Origin of the sequence: Paenibacillus sp. FSL H8-0104 (genome assembly GCF_038050215.1) — a bacterium.
Taxonomy (GTDB): Bacteria; Bacillota; Bacilli; order Paenibacillales; family Paenibacillaceae; genus Paenibacillus; species Paenibacillus amylolyticus.
The window spans coordinates 2,139,439-2,159,922 of sequence record NZ_JBBOTC010000001.1; the positions used below are offsets into that span (position 1 = coordinate 2,139,439).

Below are 20,484 nucleotides of genomic sequence, written 5' to 3' on the forward strand. Positions count from 1 at the left end.
ATGATTATTAATCATGCGTCTATCGATGCACATATCGTGAACGAAACGAGTTCCCGCAAGATCTTGGGTATGGGCGGTACATTAATGATGGTGGAGGTTACCTTTGCTAAAGGTGGTATTGGAGAAGTTCACTCCCATGATGCGCACGAGCAGGTCAGTTATATCGTCAAAGGTAGCTTTGAGGTTCAGGTCGGTGAAGAAACTCGCATCTTAAAAGCAGGGGACAGCTTTTATGCCGGTTTTAACGTCCCGCATGGGGTTAAGGCACTGGAGGACTCCGTCATTCTGGATGTGTTTACCCCGTTCCGTCAGGATTTTCTTGAGGCGTCCCAATGAGCGATTTTTACCTTTCGGCAACGGACCTGCAACGGGCTGCCCAATATTATGAAAAACATTTTCCGGAAGAAGCCCGAAATTCGCTCACGATTGCCAATCGTGCCATCCTGAATGAATTTATCGTTCCTTATACCAACGATCTGAATCGCTGGATTCCGATGGGGACACCCTTGGACTGGCTTCACAACCCGACCAATGATCTGGAGTTCACATGGGGCATCAATCGACACTGGCATATGCTCGATCTGGGCAAGGCGTATCTGATGAAGGGCAATCCGCTATATGTAACAGCATTTATTGACCACTTCCGTAGCTGGAGACAGCAAAACCCGGTACCTGTAAATCTGGTTTACGACGAGGCTGTGTTCTTTCAAAAACCCGGTCCGTGGCGCCTGCTGGAGACGGGACTACGTGTGCAGTCCTGGATATCGGCATATAAATATATGGAAGCGAGTTCACTGATAGACGAAGGCTTTCAGGCGGAGTTTCGACAAGGTCTGGACGAGCACGCCGAGTTTTTGACCCGTTACCTCGGCAGCACGGAAATCAATCATGCCATTATGCATATGCAAGGGTTGTTCATGATCGCTACGTTCTACCACCAGCACCCGCGAAGTCCATACTGGCGTCAAGTGGCGATGGAACGTCTTGAGCTGTGTTTGCTGCATCAGTTGGGTGAAGAGGGAATACAGGTTGAACTGACAACACATTACCACAATGCCAGCATCGAAATGTTTGGCACCCCTTATCGGTTGGGCGAGATATCAGGACATCCTTTCTCGGCATGGTATGCCCGCTGTCTACGCCAAATGGCCGCATTTACTGAGGCGCTGATCCGACCAGATCATCAGTCTACCGGTATTGGTGATTCGGATTGGGTTGGCGATGGACGACAACGACTGACCCTGCTTGGAGCAATCCTGGACGATGATGATTTGATGGCTCGCGGAACGGATAGCTCGGAGTGTCTCTGGTTGCTGGGTGTAGAAAAATATGAGCGATGCCTCAGACTACAGGCTTCTTCTTCTCCGGTGTTGTCGAGCCGAGCCTTTCCGCAGACAGGATATTATGTCATGAGGGACAAGTATCAATATCTTTTTTTTGATGCGGCTGCCATGGGCGGAGCACACGGACATGCGGATGCGCTGAATGTGGAGTGGATGTGGAAGAACCAGCTTTTCTTCACGGACACCGGACGTTATACGTATGAAGAAGGGAAATGGCGTCGGTATTTCAAAAGTACGCGGGCACACAATACCGTCACGGTGGATGGTCTGGATCAGACACCTTATCTCTCCACACAGCAATGGGGTGAACCGGAGGCTCAGGCCACAACGTTACGTTGGGAGAGCAATGACACCTATCACTTCATTGATGCTTCACAGGATGGATATACACATTTGCCAGATCCAGTTACACATCGTCGGTGGATGCTGGCAGGGGTGGAGATCCCTATACTATTAATTGTGGATTGGCTGGAGGCAGAAGCAGAGCATACTCTGGAGCAACGTTTTCACCTGCATCCGCAAGCGGATATTGCGTTGAGAATGAATGAAGCTGGAGAAATGACGGCGGATATGAGCTATGAGGCATCTTCCATAACGCTGACGATGCAATGGGTTACGGCAGGCATCGGGAAGGGAGCCTTCGCGTTGACGGAGCAGCCCGGCTGGGTATCTGAGGTGTATGGTTCCAAGTCGGAAACATCGGTCATCCAGGGCAAGACTGATTTCTCGGGTAAAGTGGGTATTCTGACGTTGTGCCTCCCCGCGGATCATACAGACCAGGTTACACGTGTAACCACATGCCAACTGGAACCTGACCTGATGAGATTGGCATTATCTTATGTGCAAGGTGAGGAAAAAGGGTATATTGTGATTGACAACGACACGCTGCAATGGTCGAAAGAACAGAAATAAAAACAGTGAAGCAGGAGCAGATGCTCGCACTTGGCGAACATAGACTCCTGCTTTTTCTTCACTCACTTGGCTTTATTTTTTCTTTTTACTCTGGGTGATTTTTGCGTAACGGGCTTGGGACTGGCTGGCTTTCTGGCCGTTCCGGGAGGTCTGTTGCGATATACCCATAAGGCATACTCCAGCGGCTGAGTGATGGCTTTATAATAGATATCCCGCTCCCCGATGCGAGCGAATACTTCACGTGCAGGTTTGGGGTTAACTTCAAGCAGGTAGATACGCCCGCTTCTGTCAATCGCCAAATCCAGTGCCAACTCACATAGGTCCCCATACGTATCTTCCAGAAACGAAGCAACATCAATGCCGAATTTCTCTGCAGTTGTGTTAATTTCTGCCCGGAGGTCGTCATCTTCGATCCATTGCTTCATGAGTCGGTCCATCGCTATTGCCTGACCGCCGCCATGCAGATTGGAGGTCACGCTTTTTTCTGCACCCATGCGTCCGGCACATCCAGTAAGCTCCCATTGTCCTTCTCCGTTCTTCTGAACGAGCATGCGATAATCATGCACACGTCCATTCGGAAGCTGAAGTTGAATGCCCTTTTGTACAAGATACTTGTCTTTCATGTTCCAGTGCTGGAGCAACGCGCCAAGTCGTGATAAATGAACTTTACGTGGAGTGATGATACGACGCTTCTGATCCCGCCCTTGAACAAGCACTGTATTAGCCTCGCTACTGCTGCGTTCAATGCGCAGAATACCACGTCCGCCTGTTCCATTAATGGGTTTGAGATAGACCAGAGAAGAAACTTTAAGCATCCGGTTTACATCGGACATATCCTGAAATAGAGCGGTTTCCGGCAGGTGTTCACGAAAGTTGGCTTTTTGCAAAAGGGTCTGGTGGATGGTCCATTTATTGCGCAGTGGCCTGTTCAGAAAGAGCAGATGCCCATATTTCTCACGAAAAGCAAGCAATTGCTGGAACCTTCGGTTACGCTGAATCCGGCAACGATCAAAGATCAGGTCCGGGAATGATCGCCACTCCCTGGACCAGCCTTTTCCTTCATGAAAAACCATGGCTTCAATTTGTTTGCCGCCGGGGTGTACGTCGGCTGGTGTGAATACATAGATATCGAGTCCCCGCTTGCGCCCTTCAAGAATCATTCTGCGATAAACGCTTCGTTCTTCAAGAGCGCGATGTTCATTTAAGTACAACGTCATAATGCCCAGAACAGGTGAGGACACAAACAATCACCTTCTTTTTGCAGTATTCCTGTCTATCATCGTTTGGACTGACGGGCAAGATAAGCGCTGTAGTGAAATATACGTTCCAATGACCGCCGTCTGATCTGTGGTTCATCAAACTTCATGGGCTTTGCATTGGCTTCGAAGAACCAGAGTTCCCCCAGGTCATCAATGCCCAGATCCATGGACATTTCTCCGAGCGTGTAACCTGATCCCCGTTCTACCTGTCTTGCGATCATTAATGAAGTGGATTTCACACGTTTCATCAGGGTTGTTGACATTTCTTCGCCAAAAAGCTCGGTCAGCAGCTTCTCAGGGTCTTCTACGCTCCCGCCGCGCGGCACATGAGTTGTAATGCTACGGGAGCCAGCAAGTCTCGCTCCTACACCGGTTACGCTCCATTGGCCCTTGGTGTTCTTTTGTACAAGAACACGCAAATCGAAGGGGCGTTTACGAGAGGATGCCAGTTCAATGCCTTGTTGCATGATATAGGGCGTATGTCCGGTTTCTTTGCGAATTCGTGCCCATAACTTGGCAAGTGTAGATGCTTTATAGGTCGTGCTTCTACGTGTGGTTTGTATTTTGAGACGATAGGGAAGCCGTTCTTTTTCCTGAAATTTAAGCATCATGATTCCTTTACCAGCTTTGCCGCTCTCGGGCTTAAGGTACAGATAGGGATACGTCCGTAGAACGGCACCCAGAGAAGAAGCACTTCGCATCCGCCGAGTATAAGGGATCAGTTGCTGAGTCGATTTGGATTTCCTGAGCCATTCGAACAGATCCCATTTGTTGAAAAAGAATGGGTTATACAGTTCGATTCCTGATTGCATGCATTCGTCAATTTTACGCTGCACGGAAGGTTTTCCTTCGTCTTCCCGGTTGGGAATACGATTGTACAGAACATGGGGAAGGGGGAAAGGTTGTGAAACCCACTTTCCACTCCCCTTGTTGTACGTATATCCTTTCACGGTGGGGCCACTCACGTTCAGATCCCGTACAGTTACAATGTACACCACGTATCCCATGCTCTCGCCTGTCTGTAAGATATCCTGAAAATTTTGATGATTTCCCCTGAACATACGCTGTTTATCATGCATGGTCAAAACAGCAATGACAGGTTTGAAATCATCATGAAGGGTCATCAAATCTCTTCCTTCTTCCGGAACTTGCTCAAATACAGGCAGTGTTCCAAGATGTGCTCCACCGACGATTTGCCCTCCACCCGGAGTGAAGGGTGACGGAAAATGGAGCGCCCGGGTTTGGCGTTCGCTTCGAACATCCATACATGTTCCTCCTGATCAATGCCCAGATCAAAGCCAATCTCACCAATCAGATGCTGGTGCTGGGTTTCAATCGCCTGGGCCAGTGTAATAGCGACGGATTTGGCATGCTGAAGAACTTCTCCCGCACGATCGCCGAAGTTGCGACTGAGCGCCTGCTCAGGAGTCATTAGGGAGCCGCCATTTTTGATGTGTGTTGTGACGCTGCCACGTCCTGCCTTTTTGGCTCCAATTCCGACAACAACCCATTGATTGTTACCATTTTTGTGCATGTGAAAACGGAAATCAATTGGACATTCATCAATCTCAATTAGACGTATTCCCTGCTGAACTACATATCCGCGTAGCTGTTTGCCATGTCTTCCCTGAAGCATGCGCATCAGACTGTTGAAGGACCCAAAACGCAGGAGTGCATTACCGCCTTTTTTGCGATAACGTGCGAAATATCCACGTTTGGGCGAATAAGTCAGGCGGTAGATCCCGTTCCCCAGACTTCCTGCAGTAGGCTTATAGTAGACGAACTGATGGCGTTCCAACATTTCCTTCATCTGTTCAACGGAAGGATTGGTAATCGATTCAGGGATATACCGTCCTGCTGCCGGCTCGTTCTCCAGCAACGTATAGATATCCGATTTGTTGAAGAAGCTCCAGTTGAAGAACGGAATTTTTCGGCGAACAAATCGTTCCCGCAGCTGGTTGATTGCTGGTGAGAAGTCTGAACGACGGCTTGGTAACCGGTTGTAGACAACATCGGGCAGAGGTACCGTTCTGCGGGTAAAGCTTCCGTTATCATTCAGGAAAAAACCGGATACCGTCTCATTCTGCCAATTGATATCCCGAGGAGTAAATGCGTAAATGTAGGATTTACGGCTGCCTTCACGGAGTAACTGTTTGATGAAACCAGTACGGGAACCGAATGGATTCGTGCTCGTCGCAGGCCCATCAGAGAGTACGCCGATCAGTGGACCTAACTGGACCTCATCATTTTGCAAATTCCGGAGATAAATACTGCCCCGTTTGGGAACGTTCATCATATTACGGATACCTGAAGCGAGATACAGATGTTTACCTGCTTTTTTGATTGGTTTGATCGTTGCAGGTACCCGGTCACGCCCGAAGCGAAGGTGCACCGTTTTTTTGCCGGACAGGTTGAGGCTCTTCATTAAAGCGTTGGATACATAAACCACTTTATCCGGTTGCTTGGTGAAATGCAGATTGCAAAAGGTCAAACTCATGATTTATCCTCCTATCCTGAAAAGATCCTTGGGCTCCATGGCAAGCGGGCGCTGCGGGCCTCAGCCGCCGTGAATCGGGATGGGTTTCAGGCCAGCTTTGCTGGATGTATTCGGCAATTTCATTGGACGAAAGACGTCCGTGAGAACATGTTGTTGCAACAGATAACGGGCATAGGCAAGCGGCCGGGTATAAGTCAGGGTATGCATGCGTCGGTCGCCCGCTTCTGCAAATGAGGTGCGGCCTGGTTTGGAGTTGACTTCAATTAGCCAGAGTTGGCCCTCTGCATCTGCTCCGAAATCAAGCCCCAATTCGGCTAACCTGCCGAAACGGCTTTCCAGCAGGGTGGGGATAAGAGTAGCAGTCTGCCGGATGCTCTTCAGCAGAGTTTCCGTGCGGATCGTTCCATATCGCTGGAGCAGATATGCGTGGGCAGGATATGCTTTACCCCCACCGTGAAGATTGGACGTGAGTGAACCTTCGGGTCCTTCCCGTACCATACATCCGGTAAGCGTCCAGCGACCTTGCCCATTCTTTTGCATTAGAGCCCGTATGTCGAATGCTCTTCCATGATGGCTAAGCTCCAGATATGGCTGCACGATCATCTTACGTTCAGCCTGATGTAATGCTAGCCAGGAAGATACAGCCTGGGTATGGTTGAATGTAAGAAAAAAGGTTTCATTGTCCTCGTTACGGCCCTCCACGATCCATGTTGATGGAGTCGTTCCCCGAGACAGGCGAAAGGTATTTTTGCCATGAGTCCCGGATACCGGTTTGAAGAACAGTCCTTTGGGCCAACGGTCCAGCCATGTTTCCCAAGGAATATGCGATCCGATCCGGGTTGTGGGAGCAAGTTGTGACCTCAATTCAGGATTTCGGGACAACACACGATGTACCTCCCATTTTCCTGGAAGGGAAGCAGACCAATAACGGTGTTGATCTGTGCCGTTGGTTGGTATCCATTCCTTAAGCTGTTGTCTGACGTACCTGGAGATAGGGCGAAGACAACGATCCATAATGAGATCGACTGCAGGAACAGGTACCGAATTCCACTTCCCTTGATGATAGACATATCCCCATTGAAGAGGGAGATGGACTGCATCATTCGATATCGGGATCACAATAATCTGAAGGGCGTATTTCATGCTCCCCAAACTGAGACGACGGCAGAAAAGTTCATCCGTAAAGGGAGGTGAGCCTTCGGTTGCACGTACCAGAATGGCCAGTGTCTTGGTCTGAGATGTTGGAAACATTACGCTGCACCTCTCCTCTATCAGATTTGTTTCCAATAGGGAATAACTTTTCAAAAACCCGCCAGGTACGTAGAATATTCGAGCATGGCTTTGACGGAAGGGCGGATCTTGCTCTCACTCAGTGGTGTATTATCATTCTTGGATGGTTTGGAGTTGACTTCGAGCAGCCATACGCGCCCAGTGGTGTCCAAGGCCAGATCAATACCAAGTTCACCAAAATGAGCAGGGATGGCACTCTCGATTCCTTTAGCGATATCCAGTGCTGCGGTATGCAATCCTGCATACGCGGAAGCTTTGGCTGATCCAGACAACTGTGTTTTGGCAACAGCATCCTTGACGGTGCTGAGACTTCCACCCCGTGCCAGATTGGATACGTAGTGACTCCCGCCCGCAATCCGGGCGACGATGGAGGTTACACTCCATTTACCTGTACGGTTTTTTTGCACGAGCGCACGGAAATCCACGGGTCTGCCACTGTTGTCAATGAGAGTCAGCCCTTGTTGGATCTGATAACGCGTTGTTTTCATTTTCCCAGACATACTGGCATACAGTTTATCCAGAGAAGTATACGTTTGTTTCCGGGTCCCCCCGACGCCAGTCGCCAGAGTCAGGAAGCTTCCGTCAATCTGACGTGAGACCCGGATGATCCCTTTGCCCAAAGAACCGCGGACGGGCTTCAGAAATACAACCGGATGTCGGTTGCACATCGTCTTGAGCATGGCAGACGTCTTGAGCAAATGAGACTCGGGAAGAACTCGTTTAAGCGTTGAAATGGACTTGAGTGCGTCAAACACTTCGTTTTTGTCCAGAAACTTTTCATTGAAGGTTTGCGTGCCGTAGAGCGATTTTACTTCTTTCATAAAATGCTGTACGCTAGGTTTGTTCTCAAGCTTGCGGGACGTTAGCCGGTTATTGACGACGTCTGCTACAGGCAGAACAGTCTTTTTCCAGCCGTCATCATACACCCAGCCTTTCATATAACCCGTTACCGCTCCAATATCCTCCGGTGTGAAAAAGGATACATAGGCGCCTTGCTTACGGCAGGCGTTCACCAGTTCTTGACAGAACATCGTGATGGAGCCAAAGGGCCGATCGGGCTGATCGGGATAGTCCTGGCTAACCAGTACACTGATGTAGGGTCCAAGGCGAAGCGTACGGCTGGCTGAACGATAGGATACCCTCAGGACCGAACGTGGAACGAGACCGGTCTTGCTGGCAACTGTCTGATTGATGCGCAGCCCGTCATACCTTGGTACCGGAATAACAGTGACTTCGCGGCGGAAAGAGCCAAATTGCAACTGAAGCGGCCTTCCTGAAGGGATTTTAAGCGCCTTAAGCACCCCTTCGCCCAGCATGATGACGTCGTCCTGCAGGATGCCCGAGCCGGTAACCTGAATCGTTACTTTTTTAGTGGACATCACGGATCTCCTTCCGGGCGGCAACTTGATGTCTGATCTCGAAGTTGAACGGCATCTGAACATGGCATGTGCTTCATCATATGAGGACATATAACCCTTGGTGATTGACCCATATGGATTAAATGCATTTGATTTCGAGGCAGGTTATGGATGGCCTGTTTCAGAGCGCCCTTGTTTGACAGGAGAGAAAAGCGTGTATTAACACGGATGAACAAACCAATCTGAGGAGGAATAATAGTGAACATTTATGACAAAGCCAATGATTTGGCCAAAGCACTGAGAGAAAGCAGCGAGGTGGAAGAGATTACTTCCGCGATGAAGCTGATTGAAGCTGATCCGGATGCAAAAGCAATGCTGGATAACTTCCGTGATCAACAAATGGAATTGCAACAACGTATGATGAGCGGGGATATGCCAGCTCCGGATGAGATGGAGAAAATGGAGAAACTGTTTGAAGTACTGAGTTTGAATCTGAATATCCGTCGCTTGTTTGATGCGGAGCGTCGCCTCAGTGTCATCATTGAAGACGTGAATAAAATTATTGCTGACAGCCTGGGTCATCTGTACGGTGGCGCTGAAGCGTAAAAAGGTAATTCAAAAAGTCCACTTTTGATTACGAAGGATGCCTAGCTTCATTCCATCTTCTCGGTACTTAAAACTGATCTTTTTGAACACGTACTAAACGCTTGTCTTGTTTTTTTACCTGAACCTTTCATATTAGCTCCTTATCGTTCATAGACTAGACATATAGAGTCGATCAAGAACGAAGGAGCTGTGAATGGTGAAGAGGTTGAAAAAAGCAAAACATGTAATCTATCTGCTTATTGCGTTGTCGATGCTGGTCATTGCACTGCCGCGGATTTCCTTTGCTGGAGGAATGGACTGGGTTAATATTTTTGGCATCGTATGGGTGCTGTTCTCCTTATTAATCGTTGGTGCACATCTGCATTTTATTCTCGGTGTGGATGAAGAGAAGAAGCGTGCACTGGAAGCCGTTCGCCGGGCGAAGCTGCGGCAGTGGGAGATGAAACTGCTGGACAAGCAGGAGCGGAGCGAGTCTGTATAAGGTACAGTATGAGATCCAACATGGAAGACCGGAATCCCTTGGTACAAAGGGGCCCCGGTCTTTTTTGGTACATACAGAATTAGAGGTTAATGGAATGATTAAATTCAGATGGCGAACTTGCCTGTGAGAATGGGTAGGGGTGGGGTTATTTTCCTAAAGCCGTGTTATAATAGATACAGTATAGTACAGATGCATCTTCGGGGGTGGTACAGTTGGACGGACAGGAAGAGAACGTCACGAAGCATGAACAGTTACTTCAACATATTGAACAACTGAAGGTTGGCAGCAAAATATCAGTACGTGGACTCGCGCGGGAGCTGGGTGTAAGTGAAGGGACAGCGTATCGTGCGGTGAAAGAGGCGGAGAACTTCGGGCTGGTCGTGACCAAGGAACGAATTGGAACGGTGCGGATCGAGAAGAGACCTCGGGGCATGTCAGAACAGTTGACCTTTGCTGATGTTGTGACCATTGTGGAGGGCCATGTGCTGGGGGGGAACGAAGGTCTCGCCAAACCGCTACACAAGTATGTGATTGGCGCGATGAAGGAACAGGCAATGGCCCGTTATATTGACGCTGGGAGTCTGCTGATTGTGGGTAACCGTGAAGATGCTCACTCGCTTGCCCTCGAACAGGGAGCGGGCGTGTTGATTACGGGTGGTTTCGGGACAAGTCGTGAAGTAAGAATTATGGCTGACGAGCTTGGGCTACCAATTATTTCATCCAGACATGATACATTCACGGTGGCTTCGATGATTAACCGTGCGATCTTCGACCGGCTGATTAAGAAAAAAATTATGCTTGTTGAGGATATCATTGGTCAGAAACCTCGCTTGCAGGTGCTGAAGGTGACCAGTTCAGCCGCAGATTTTCATATGTTGGTTTCAGAGACGGGTGAACATCGCTTCCCGGTCGTGGATGAATGGAACCGGGTCATCGGGATTGTGAGTCTGAAGGATGTCAGTGAGCTGAAAGAAGATCAAAGTATTGAGAAATGTGTGATACGCCGCCCGATTACGGCCTCATTGCAGACATCTCTTGCTTCTGCTGCCCAGATTATGACCTGGGAAGGTATCGATTTTCTGCCAATCGTGGATCGGAATCGCAAACTGATTGCGTCCGTCACACGCAAGGAAGTACTTCAGGCCATGCGGGATGCACAGAAGCAGCCACAACTGGGAGAGACGTTTGATCATCTGATCTGGAACGGGTTTGCCGAGGAGCGCGGTGAACAGAACGAACTGTTATTTCACGGATTCATCATTCCTCAGATGGCAACGGATCTGGGTACGATCTCCGAAGGTGTTCTGTTGAATGTGATGACCCAGGCTGGCCGGCGGGCAGCGTGGGATGTTACAGGGAACGACCACGTGGTGGATAATGTAACAACTTATTTTGTTCGACCAGTACAGATTGAGGATCAGATCCTGGTTCGACCGTTAATTCTGGAAACCAGTCGTCGAACGTGCAAAATGGACATTGTGGTTACCCGTGAAGGCAGTGTGGTATGCAAAGCGGTAATGACATTGCAGTCGATTGACCATGCCTAGCAGGGTACGTTGCCTCGGGCATAGACAACAAAGAGAGTACTCCCTGATCAAGAAGCTCTGCCGGGTTGCGCTGTCGCGCGGTTCTGGCTTCGCTTAATGAAGGGGAAGTACTCTCTTTTTGCAGACACAACGATATAGCTTCAACGAATCATGCAGATTGTCCGGAGGTTGTACCTGATCCGTTACTGGACCGTTGTTGAAGCCGTGCATAATAACTGCGGTTACGTATTCCGGCAAATACATTGTACGCACCCATAATCAGAAATAGCGCTTCCACAATCACAGATAAAGTGGAGCCCGTGAAGACAAACATCAGGATCAGGGCAAGAACAACAAGCATGCCACCCATCCAGATATTTGTCCACGAACGGTACAGACCGGCGCTGGTAGCATCCGAACTTCTGTGTGAACGAATACTGTTCAACGCTGCAAAAACCATGGCAACAGCAAAGATGGCGATTAGAGCATATTTGAGTACATCAATGAACACAAAGACGCAGCTCCTTTTCTGGAAAGCATTTACTGCCCTTATTGTACCATGCAGAGATGCAGACAAGGGCAGTTTTTTGCTGTTACGCAGGAACGTGCATGCGAATCTGTACCCAAACTTGCAGTACCCCTTCCATAACCAGCATCGTTTTGACCTGAACGGTGTACTCCTTTTCCCTGACCGAGTACACTTTCTGATTCAGCATGATTCGCGTCATTTTGCTATATTCATCGATGTTGAATACATCTCTGCCCCGAAGTACCTCAAGTTCGTCTCCGAGCTTCTGTAACATCACTTTCAGAGAAGCCTCGTCTGGCCCCTTATCCGATTCTTCTGCACGGACTTTGATTTCCTTGATAACGGTTTGGCGTTTACTGTATTTTTTCAGCGTTTTGATATCCTCCTCATTCTGATGCAGCTGAAGCTGCAGCTCCTGATTGTTCAGCCACAACGCATTGTAACTCAGGTGAAATACACCGTTGTAGACGACACATCCAGCGATCATTCCCAGAACAAACACAGCGGTCATTCGCATCAGCGGGCGGTAACGAGAAAATGGCGGAACTCTCATGAACGCTGTTCCTGTCTCATATTAGCTCCGGCCTCCGCCGCACACCCATTTCACTAGCTCGGTTCCCATATGCGCGCCCATAAAAGCAGAGATCAGATACAGGATTTGTTTGACCGCCGGAGACAGGTTACCATCCAGAAAATTGCTCTCGATGACACGCATGGGATCTATTGTGCCGCCGACAGCGGCTGCGAGTGCCCATATCTTTATTTTTCCAGAAATATCGAGCATCGTCTGTGTCGGAGGCTGAAGAGAGATCACGGCTCCAATACCTCCGATCATCGCGCCGCCCAGCACGATTCCAAACGCAATAAAGAAATCAAGAATGGCTTTGGACAAAAATGTGCTCACTGGCAACACCCCTTTCAGACCTAGCAGCACACCTCCTGTCTTCGGTCTGTCACAGGGGGAGCGGCTTGTACTTCTATTGTATGGGCGTGCCCCCAAACGTTATGATAGAATGTCGATAAAAATGTATCGAGCGATTAAAGTTACTCACAGTCTGGCAGGGGAGATAAAGATATGAACTTGGAGACGAAATACGGATTGTTATTCAGAGACTGGACCATGGTGCTGAAAGATGCCGTGCAGGTCAGCTTGCTCGCAGGGGAAAAGTATAACTTCGGCACAGGTGTAGCTGTGAGGTCTGCTGCCGTATCTGGCGTGGAGTTGGTTCTTGGAGTTAGCGGCGATGGAGAGGTTGAACTGGAAGAGGGCATCCAATCCATTCGTCCCCATGACTTGCTTTTAATCGAAAAAGGGCAGTCGCCCTTTATGGTCAACCGGGGTTCAACTCCACTGGTCTGTTATATCATTCAATGTCATAGGGTTCGGCTGACGCAGGAGCTGGCACCCACGGAAGACCCATGGGACAAGCAGAATGATGAGGACGATCACGAGCTTGAGCCAAGCAGCTTCGTTGCTCTTCAACATGCTGCTGTGGAGGATATTAAGAAGATCGTGGAGGCATTTCAACATACTGACTTGCATGATCCAATGTGGTGTCATCTTCTTTTTCAACAATGGATATGTAAATTGGTCGAGCATATAAGAAGGGAAGCTGAACCCGAAGTTCACTCGCAACAGCCCGATCAGGCTGTACAAAGAACGATTGACTACCTAGATGAACATTACGACGAACCTGTCACGGTCCAGCAACTGGCGCAGATGGCTAATGTCAGCCGCAAATGGTACACCGTAAGGTTCAGGGAAATCACGAATCAAAATCCAAGTGATTATATCACCGAATTACGCATGAAACGGGCCAAGGAGTTATTGAATCTTACTGGAGACAGTGTCTATGAGATTGCCCGTAAGGTCGGTTATGAAGATGAGCATTATTTCAGCCGAAGATTCAAGCAAAAAGTAGGACGTTCCCCCCGTCTGTATCTGCATAATCGTCGATATTTAGGAACCACGATGACTGCACCTGAGCTGTTATATACACTTGGGATGACTCCAATAGCTGCCCAAGCGCCGTTTTGTGAATTTCCGCATTACCTGAAAGAATCGTTTAAGCAAGTTCGCAAGTGGGAGAGAAGTCATGTACTCAACCTGGAAGAGATTCGGAGGATGAAACCCGATCTGATCATTGCGTCCGCATGGCAGGACAGCATGAATTATGAGCAACTTAACCGAATTGCAACAACGGTGCTTCTGCCTGAGCGCAGCAACTGGAGAGAGGAACTAAGAGATCTGGGAGAATTATTAGGAAAAAGCAAACAGGCGCTGCAAGTGATCAGCAATTTTGATGAGGGGCTGTACCAGGCAAGAGAACAGTTACAGACGCTTATTCCTGATGAGACTATCGTCTACATTCGTCTGACCCGTGAGGGAATAACGCTTTATGGGGAACAGTCTTCAAGGGGGAGTATGCTGTATCGGGAGCTGGATTTGAACATGCCCAAGGCATCTCTTTTTTCTGGGGAGGGAACGCTGGTTGCCGTTGAACATCTCGCTGAAATTCAGCCTGATCATATTCTGCTTCAGATGGAGGATGGGGTAGATGCCCGGCTTCATCTTTATGATCACCCGATGTGGGATCGGCTTCTGGCTGTGCAGAATCATCGGGTGTATGTGCTTAGCAATACGGAGTGGTATAATTTCTCGTTTTCCCCACTTGCCACTCAATATGCCATTCATGAGATGTTAGATCTTTTGAAGAGGAAGAGACTGATAAGACGTATGACCTGAACTTGCCGACTTCGCAAAAATCCAAATCGGGACGCCCAAATATCCATTCATTAATATCTGGGTGTGTATATAATGAGAATGAGAATCGTTATTATTTAAACACCGAAGGGGATAAACAGATGAAACATTCGAACAAATGGTTTGGATTAGGAATGATCCTTACCTTGCTACTGGCTACAGCTTGCGCGGGGACGAATGGAGAGAAGGCGGAACCCAATGCGGGAACCGAACCTCAGACACAAGCACAGCGCGTGGTTGCGACTTCGGTGACATATCCTGATTTTTTGTATGTTCTTGGTGTGACTCCTGTGGCTGCAGAGAACTATCATTCGGATTATCCGGATTATTTGGAAGGCAAATTCGACAGCGTGCCTAAGTTAGGTAATGGTTCCAACATGGAGGGCATTCTCGCAACCGATCCGGATATCATTATCGCGCCGAAATGGCGGGATGAGAAATTATATGACCAGTACGCCAAGATTGCCAAAACAGTTCTTCTTCCCGATAGGGACAATTGGCGGGATGAATTGAAGGATATGGGTGAGGCACTGGGCAAGCAGAAGGAAGCGGAGCAGGCTATACAGGATTATGATAAGAAAATTGCGACTGCTCGCGATGAGCTAAAAGCTCTTGTAGGAGACGAGACGTTTATTTACTTAAGAATCATGCCCAAAGAAAGCTATGTTATGGGTGAACTGTCCAACAGAGGTATGGTGATTCATAAAGAGCTTGGATTGAAAACGGTAGCAGCCTATCCTAAAAATGAAGGGAGTGTGCCGGTCTCGCTGGAACTGCTTACCGAATATCAGGCTGATCACATCATTCTCCAAATTGACGGTGGCGATGACAACACGGATGCCCAGAAATTATACGATGAAATGAAAGAAAGTAACATCTGGAAAGGAATGAAGGCAGTCAAGGAAGATCAGGTATATCTGGTTGGGGACAAGGAGTGGATGAACTTTGGGTACTCATCCGTCGCTACTTTGAATGCAGTCGAGGATATTGTTTCTGTAATTAGGGAGAGAAATCACTAAGATGAAGAATACACAATCTAATTCGGTGGAGCGCGTTATTCGTGAGCGAAGAACAGTACGGTCATTCAGCAACAGACCCGTATCTGAGGATAAGCTGCTTGAATTGCTTGAGGCTGCGGTGTGGGCTCCGTATCATTCCAAACAAGAACCATGGCGCTTTATCGTTTTTATGAACGAGGGTCGCAAAATGTTCAGCAATGCTGTGCTATCGACATATACACCACAAGAACTCGAACAGTTTGGGCAGAGTGCAGCGAAGGACTATTGTGAAGACACGCCAGTGCATGTGTGCGTTGTGGTTCGACAGGGTACGGATCGTTGGAAAAATGAAGAGGCTTTGCTCGCAGCTGCTGGGCTGATTCAGAATTTGCAATTGCTCGCCTGGGAAGAACGCATCGGACTGGTATGGAAAACAAACGAATACAACCGGGAGGATACGTTTGCCGCGAAAATAGGCCTGAATTCCGGCGAACGGTTGGTGGGGACACTTCATCTTGGGTACCTTCGAGAAGATGCTGTTTCACGACCTGTAAGCAGAAAACCGGCAGAGCAACTCATTACCTGGATTCGTCATGAAGAGGGATAAGAAGGTTACACAGACTTGTAAAAAGAGATGTACAGATATTATGATATATCTGTTACCTCTCTTTTTTTTGTTCCCAGTCACACGTTTTTGCAAAGTTTAGCATACGTCTTTTATTTATAGATTTTTAATGGAATGTCTTTAGTGGGGAAAGGAAGAAAAAAACATGAGTTCTTTTGTGCATTTGCACGTTCACAGCGAATACAGTTTGCTGGACGGCGCTGCGCGTATTCCGGATCTCGTGGGCAAAGCCGCAGATCTCGGAATGACAACACTGGCGCTGACCGACCATGGCGTGATGTATGGTGCTATTCCTTTCTATAAAGCCTGCGTTGAACGAGGCATCAAGCCGATTATAGGGTGCGAGGCATACATGACAGCAGGGTCCCGCAAAGAGCGGGGAAGCCGCAAGGATCAACCGATTCATCATTTGATTTTGTTAGCCAAAAATATGACGGGTTACCGAAATCTGATGAAATTGTGCTCGATTGGACATCTCGAAGGTTTTCATTACAAACCCCGTGTAGATATGGAAAGTCTGGCTGCCCATCACGAGGGCATTATCTGTCTAAGTGCGTGTCTTGGTGGTGAAGTACCACAACATTTACTGCATGGACGAGAAGAAGAGGCGAGACGTGCGGCGTTACGCTACAAAAATATTTTTGGTGACGACTTCTATCTGGAACTTCAGGATCACGGGCTGTCGGAGCAAAAAAGGGTAAATCCACAGTTGATCAAACTGGCTGCCGAGCTTGAGATTCCACTTGTAGCCACCAATGATGCACATTATCTGTCCGAAGAGGACGCGGAGCTTCAGGATGTACTGATCTGTATCGGAACAGGCAAGACCGTGGATGATGAGAATCGGCTCCGAATTGGAACCAATCAGCTCTATCTGAAAAGTGAAGAAGAGATGGCTCGTTTGTTTCCTCATGTACCGGAAGCTCTGGCAAACACCGTCCGCATTGCGGATTCCTGTGAGTTGAAGCTGGAATTTGGCAAATCGATTTTGCCGGAATACAGACCGCTTCCTGATGGACTCAGCCCTTCGGTGTATCTGCGTCAGCTGTGCGAAGAAGGAATGAAGGAGCGTTATGCGCAGTCCACACGTTGGACAGATGCAGAGCTTCGATCCGAACTCGAACAACGATTGGCGTATGAGCTGGGTATAATCGACAGCATGGGATTCTCGGATTATTTTTTGATTGTTTGGGATTTTATCGCCTATGCGCATAAACAAGGCATTGTTACTGGACCGGGCCGGGGCTCCTCGGCAGGTAGTCTGGTAGCGTACACTTTGCATATTACCGATGTTGATCCGATGAAATACAACCTGCTCTTCGAACGATTCCTGAATCCCGAGCGGATCTCCATGCCGGATATTGATATTGACTTCAGCGATGAGCGGCGGGATGAGGTCATTGATTATGTCGCGCATAAATATGGCAAAGCCCATGTCGCCCAGATTATTACGTTTGGAACGATGGCTGCCCGTGCAGCCGTACGTGATGTTGGGCGGGCCCTGAATGTGCCTTATGGCGAAGTGGACAAGGCTGCAAAGCTGATTCCGGCGCAACTTGGTATTAACATCGAGCGGGCCATGGAAGCTACACCTGAGCTGAAGGCGCTGTATGAAACCAAGCCTAAGACACGTGAGCTGCTGGATATGGCGATGAAGGTCGAGGGCATGCCACGTCATGCTTCGACCCATGCTGCGGGAGTGGTTATCTCCCGTGACCCGCTGACCGATGCGGTGCCACTTCAGGAGGGCAGTGAAGGGACAGCGTTAACCCAGTATTCCATGGAAAACCTGGAGTCTATTGGGCTGCTTAAGATGGATTTTCTTGGTTTGCGTACCCTCTCAATCATTGAGCGGTGTGTACGCTGGATTGGGGAACATGGAGAAATTCCGGATTTCCGCCTTATCCCCGATGATGATCCGTTAACGTACGAGATGCTTGGGCGAGGGGACACGATGGGCATATTCCAACTGGAATCTGCCGGGGTACGCCGTGTGCTGAAAGAGATGAAGCCAAGTAGTTTTGAAGATGTAATCTCTGTACTTGCCTTGTACCGTCCGGGTCCGATGGAGTTCATATCCAAATACATTCAGGGCAAGCATGGACAGATTGAAGTGGATTACCCCCATGTGGATCTGGAGCCTATCCTGAAAGATACGTACGGGATCATCGTGTATCAGGAACAGATCATGCAGATAGCCTCCCGGATGGCGGGTTTCTCGCTGGGTGAGGCAGATTTGCTCCGCAGAGCGGTCTCCAAGAAGAAACGGGAAGTGCTGGATCTGGAGCGTGGACACTTTGTACAAGGCAGCCTGAAACAAGGGTATAGCGAAGAAGAGGCAGAACTGGTCTATGATATGATCGTCAAGTTTGCAAACTATGGCTTCCCGCGTGCTCATGCCGCGGCATATGGTGTGCTTGCGTTCCAGACGGCTTATCTGAAGGCGCATTATCCGGTTCATTTTATGGCATCCATGTTAACAGCCGTAATGGGCAGTCATCGGAAAGTGGCAGAGTACGTGGTGGAATGTCGGCGTATGGACATGGAGGTGCTTCCGCCGGATGTGAATGAGAGCGGTATTCTGTTTACACCTGTATTTCTGCCGTCCGGCAACGCAGGAACTGGGGATCAGAGCAATGTATCGCAGCAGACTGCGGGAGCAGATGCAGAGAGTGATGCCGGAAGCCCTGCCGAAGAACATGCCACGAACAGTAACGGGAGTTCCTTGAGGGAAGATCACGTTCATGAGCATGATGGGCATTCGGGACAAGCCGAATATGGTGAAGCACCTCTGCCGGATGATCCCGGTCCTGGACCGGAAGAGGACGGTGGTGGATATGAGTGGCAGGCAGCGACAACCATGCCTGAGGCATCCGACAACCGGAAGGAACCGGGATTGGTGACGGTTTCTTCAATGGATAATGGTAATGACGAAGGACAAGAGGTGTCTTCTTCGCGCGCGGAACAAGAGGAGCTGTCCTCTGTGGAGAAGAACGTTGCAGTGTCTGATGATAATTCGGATGAGGAAAAATTAACGGGTGCAATACGATTTGGTCTGGCCGCTGTGAAAAATGTCGGTACCCAGGCAATGGAAAGCATTATGATCGTAAGGCAGGAGAGACCGTTCGACAGTTTGCTCGATTTTTGTCGTCGTGTGGATTTGCGTGTATGCAACAAACGTGTGATTGAATCGCTGATCCAAGCCGGAGCTTTTGACACATTACCTGGGCACCGGGCCCAATTGCTGGCGATGCTGGATGAGACTGTTGAAGCAGCGTTGAAATGGCGCAAGGAACGTGAGGATTTGCAGATTCAATTGTTTGACTTTGTTGAGACGCCAAACTGGGAGATTGAATATCCGGAAATTCCTCCTTATTCCTCAGGGCAACAACTGGAGCTGGAGCGTGAGTTGTTAGGTTTGTATCTCTCCGGGCATCCGCTGGATGACTATGAAGATGTGCTGGAATCGAGTGGGGCTGACCGGATCATGGAGCTGACCGAGGCGGCAGACGACACGATGACCGTCGCCGCGGGTATGGTTGTGTCTGTGAAGTCGATTACGACGAAACAGGGCAAGGCTATGGCGTTCATGGAGCTGGAAGACCAGATTGAACGCTGTGAAGTGGTTCTCTTTCCCGAGGTATGGCGGCGTAGCCAGCAACATGTCGGGAAAGGTGAACTGCTCGTCGTGCGTGCCAAAGTGCAGCAGCAGGACGAAGGGTTTAAGCTGCTGGCTGAGGAAGTGGTGGCGTTGTCACCGGCGGCACTGGAGCAGCAGCTGCGCAGCCGTGACCGGCGCGTCAAGCCCGGCAGCGGCAGCTCTTCGCGCGCGGCGCAGGCGGCTTCGCCGCGGCGACCAGCGGGCGCAGGAGCCGAAGCGCAGCGCAGCAGCGCAGGCGGGGATGCTTCCGCTGTGCGTAGCAGCGGGAGCCAAGGCTCGGCAGCGACGCGCAGCGATGCGGGAGGTACGGGCGCAGCCACGGCGGCGGCAGGCAGCCCGGAGCAGAGCCGCGAACCGCGGGCTGTGGAGCAGCGGGTGTTCGTGAAGATTGCCCCGCATGCGGAGAAGCCTGAGCTTCTGGCACGTCTGAAGCAGCTACTTCAGGAGCATCCCGGACCTGTGGCGACAGTGCTCTTCTATGAGCAACAGCAGAAGCTGCTTGCGCTGAGTGATGCCTACCGGATTAAGCCATCACCAACCTTGTTCTCCGAGATGGAGAAAATGCTGGGTGAAGGCACGGTCAAAATTAAATAAGAGGCTGTCCCGTAAGTGATAGCACTTATCCATAGTATGAA

At 49.4% G+C, this 20,484-nt stretch carries 17 protein-coding genes; 9 read left to right on the forward strand and 8 right to left on the reverse strand.

All coding sequences use genetic code 11. The features are described 5' to 3' along the window. Nucleotides 1-336 (forward strand): cupin domain-containing protein, encoded by a 336-nt coding sequence (locus tag NST38_RS09745; protein WP_036669940.1) that lies wholly within the window; start codon nucleotides 1-3, stop codon nucleotides 334-336. Continuing rightward, nucleotides 333-2,255 carry an alginate lyase family protein gene (locus tag NST38_RS09750; protein ID WP_076252323.1) on the forward strand — a complete coding sequence of 641 codons (1,923 nt, stop codon included), beginning with the start codon at nucleotides 333-335 and terminating at the stop codon, nucleotides 2,253-2,255. The genes NST38_RS09745 and NST38_RS09750 overlap by 4 nt, the downstream gene beginning before the upstream one ends. Before the next feature lie 62 nt (nucleotides 2,256-2,317). Here NST38_RS09750 and NST38_RS09755 read toward each other — a convergent pair whose 3' ends face one another. The 5 genes from NST38_RS09755 to NST38_RS09775 are packed head-to-tail and all read right to left on the reverse strand — an operon-like array spanning nucleotide 2,318 to nucleotide 8,680. Continuing rightward, entirely contained in the window at nucleotides 2,318-3,496 is a 1,179-nt protein-coding gene (locus tag NST38_RS09755) for a YheC/YheD family endospore coat-associated protein (RefSeq protein WP_143781262.1), read from the reverse strand. Nucleotides 3,497-3,531: 35 nt separating this feature from the next. Then, nucleotides 3,532-4,638 carry a YheC/YheD family endospore coat-associated protein gene (locus tag NST38_RS09760; protein ID WP_036609870.1) on the reverse strand — a complete coding sequence of 369 codons (1,107 nt, stop codon included), beginning with the start codon at nucleotides 4,636-4,638 and terminating at the stop codon, nucleotides 3,532-3,534. Next, the gene (locus NST38_RS09765) at nucleotides 4,638-6,011 is read right to left on the reverse strand and encodes a YheC/YheD family endospore coat-associated protein (RefSeq protein ID WP_036609869.1); all 1,374 of its coding nucleotides are present in this window, start codon (nucleotides 6,009-6,011) and stop codon (nucleotides 4,638-4,640) included. Before NST38_RS09765 ends, NST38_RS09760 begins: the two co-directional genes overlap by 1 nt. Nucleotides 6,012-6,071: 60 nt before the next feature. Further along, nucleotides 6,072-7,262, reverse strand: a complete 1,191-nt coding sequence (locus tag NST38_RS09770; protein ID WP_076252321.1) for a YheC/YheD family endospore coat-associated protein — start codon at nucleotides 7,260-7,262, stop codon at nucleotides 6,072-6,074. A gap of 50 nt (nucleotides 7,263-7,312) precedes the next feature. Continuing rightward, entirely contained in the window at nucleotides 7,313-8,680 is a 1,368-nt protein-coding gene (locus NST38_RS09775) for a YheC/YheD family endospore coat-associated protein (RefSeq protein WP_036609865.1), read from the reverse strand. Nucleotides 8,681-8,917: 237 nt separating this feature from the next. Between NST38_RS09775 and NST38_RS09780 the strand changes: the two genes are divergently transcribed. The 3 genes from NST38_RS09780 to NST38_RS09790 all read left to right on the forward strand — a co-directional run bounded on the left by NST38_RS09780 (nucleotide 8,918) and on the right by NST38_RS09790 (nucleotide 11,293). After that, on the forward strand, nucleotides 8,918-9,265 hold the full coding sequence (locus tag NST38_RS09780; protein ID WP_036609862.1) for a YlbF family regulator: 348 nt from the start codon (nucleotides 8,918-8,920) through the stop codon (nucleotides 9,263-9,265). A 196-nt stretch (nucleotides 9,266-9,461) separates the two neighbouring features. Then, the gene (locus NST38_RS09785; protein WP_085981456.1) at nucleotides 9,462-9,746 is read left to right on the forward strand and encodes a hypothetical protein; all 285 of its coding nucleotides are present in this window, start codon (nucleotides 9,462-9,464) and stop codon (nucleotides 9,744-9,746) included. A gap of 212 nt (nucleotides 9,747-9,958) precedes the next feature. Continuing rightward, entirely contained in the window at nucleotides 9,959-11,293 is a 1,335-nt protein-coding gene (locus NST38_RS09790) for a DRTGG domain-containing protein (protein ID WP_036609860.1), read from the forward strand. Nucleotides 11,294-11,441: 148 nt separating this feature from the next. Here NST38_RS09790 and NST38_RS09795 read toward each other — a convergent pair whose 3' ends face one another. From NST38_RS09795 to NST38_RS09805, 3 genes are all read right to left on the reverse strand, one after another. Beyond that, the gene (locus NST38_RS09795) at nucleotides 11,442-11,783 is read right to left on the reverse strand and encodes a YtpI family protein (protein WP_036669948.1); all 342 of its coding nucleotides are present in this window, start codon (nucleotides 11,781-11,783) and stop codon (nucleotides 11,442-11,444) included. Between the two features lie 82 nt (nucleotides 11,784-11,865). After that, nucleotides 11,866-12,354: a hypothetical protein gene (locus NST38_RS09800; protein WP_036609856.1), complete on the reverse strand. Its 489-nt coding sequence runs from the start codon at nucleotides 12,352-12,354 to the stop codon at nucleotides 11,866-11,868. Between the two features lie 21 nt (nucleotides 12,355-12,375). Next, nucleotides 12,376-12,705 (reverse strand): YtrH family sporulation protein, encoded by a 330-nt coding sequence (locus NST38_RS09805; protein ID WP_026081169.1) that lies wholly within the window; start codon nucleotides 12,703-12,705, stop codon nucleotides 12,376-12,378. Nucleotides 12,706-12,876: 171 nt separating this feature from the next. Here NST38_RS09805 and NST38_RS09810 point away from each other — a divergent pair, with 171 nt between their 5' ends. The 4 genes from NST38_RS09810 (at nucleotide 12,877) to NST38_RS09825 (ending at nucleotide 20,443) form a co-directional block, all read left to right on the forward strand. Next, nucleotides 12,877-14,547, forward strand: coding sequence for an ABC transporter substrate-binding protein (locus tag NST38_RS09810; RefSeq protein ID WP_076252319.1), 1,671 nt, complete (start codon nucleotides 12,877-12,879; stop codon nucleotides 14,545-14,547). Nucleotides 14,548-14,666: 119 nt separating this feature from the next. Further along, nucleotides 14,667-15,584: an iron-siderophore ABC transporter substrate-binding protein gene (locus NST38_RS09815; protein WP_076252317.1), complete on the forward strand. Its 918-nt coding sequence runs from the start codon at nucleotides 14,667-14,669 to the stop codon at nucleotides 15,582-15,584. A 1-nt stretch (nucleotide 15,585) separates the two neighbouring features. Continuing rightward, nucleotides 15,586-16,170, forward strand: a complete 585-nt coding sequence (locus tag NST38_RS09820; RefSeq protein ID WP_076252315.1) for a nitroreductase family protein — start codon at nucleotides 15,586-15,588, stop codon at nucleotides 16,168-16,170. 163 nt (nucleotides 16,171-16,333) lie between these two features. Continuing rightward, the gene (locus tag NST38_RS09825) at nucleotides 16,334-20,443 is read left to right on the forward strand and encodes a DNA polymerase III subunit alpha (protein WP_341343927.1); all 4,110 of its coding nucleotides are present in this window, start codon (nucleotides 16,334-16,336) and stop codon (nucleotides 20,441-20,443) included. Nucleotides 20,444-20,484 lie beyond the last annotated feature (41 nt).

Bases quoted from the DNA above. Each gene is read 5' to 3' on its own strand.
- NST38_RS09820 (WP_076252315.1), top strand. From the start codon at position 15,586: ATGAAGAATACACAATCTAATTCGGTGGAGCGCGTTATTCGTGAGCGA.
- NST38_RS09815 (WP_076252317.1), top strand. From the start codon at position 14,667: ATGAAACATTCGAACAAATGGTTTGGATTAGGAATGATCCTTACCTTG.
- NST38_RS09810 (WP_076252319.1), top strand. From the start codon at position 12,877: ATGAACTTGGAGACGAAATACGGATTGTTATTCAGAGACTGGACCATG.
- NST38_RS09770 (WP_076252321.1), bottom strand. From the start codon at position 7,262: ATGTTTCCAACATCTCAGACCAAGACACTGGCCATTCTGGTACGTGCA.
- NST38_RS09745 (WP_036669940.1), top strand. From the start codon at position 1: ATGATTATTAATCATGCGTCTATCGATGCACATATCGTGAACGAAACG.
- NST38_RS09765 (WP_036609869.1), bottom strand. From the start codon at position 6,011: ATGAGTTTGACCTTTTGCAATCTGCATTTCACCAAGCAACCGGATAAA.
- NST38_RS09760 (WP_036609870.1), bottom strand. From the start codon at position 4,638: ATGACCCTTCATGATGATTTCAAACCTGTCATTGCTGTTTTGACCATG.
- NST38_RS09750 (WP_076252323.1), top strand. From the start codon at position 333: ATGAGCGATTTTTACCTTTCGGCAACGGACCTGCAACGGGCTGCCCAA.
- NST38_RS09800 (WP_036609856.1), bottom strand. From the start codon at position 12,354: ATGAGAGTTCCGCCATTTTCTCGTTACCGCCCGCTGATGCGAATGACC.
- NST38_RS09825 (WP_341343927.1), top strand. From the start codon at position 16,334: ATGAGTTCTTTTGTGCATTTGCACGTTCACAGCGAATACAGTTTGCTG.
- NST38_RS09775 (WP_036609865.1), bottom strand. From the start codon at position 8,680: ATGTCCACTAAAAAAGTAACGATTCAGGTTACCGGCTCGGGCATCCTG.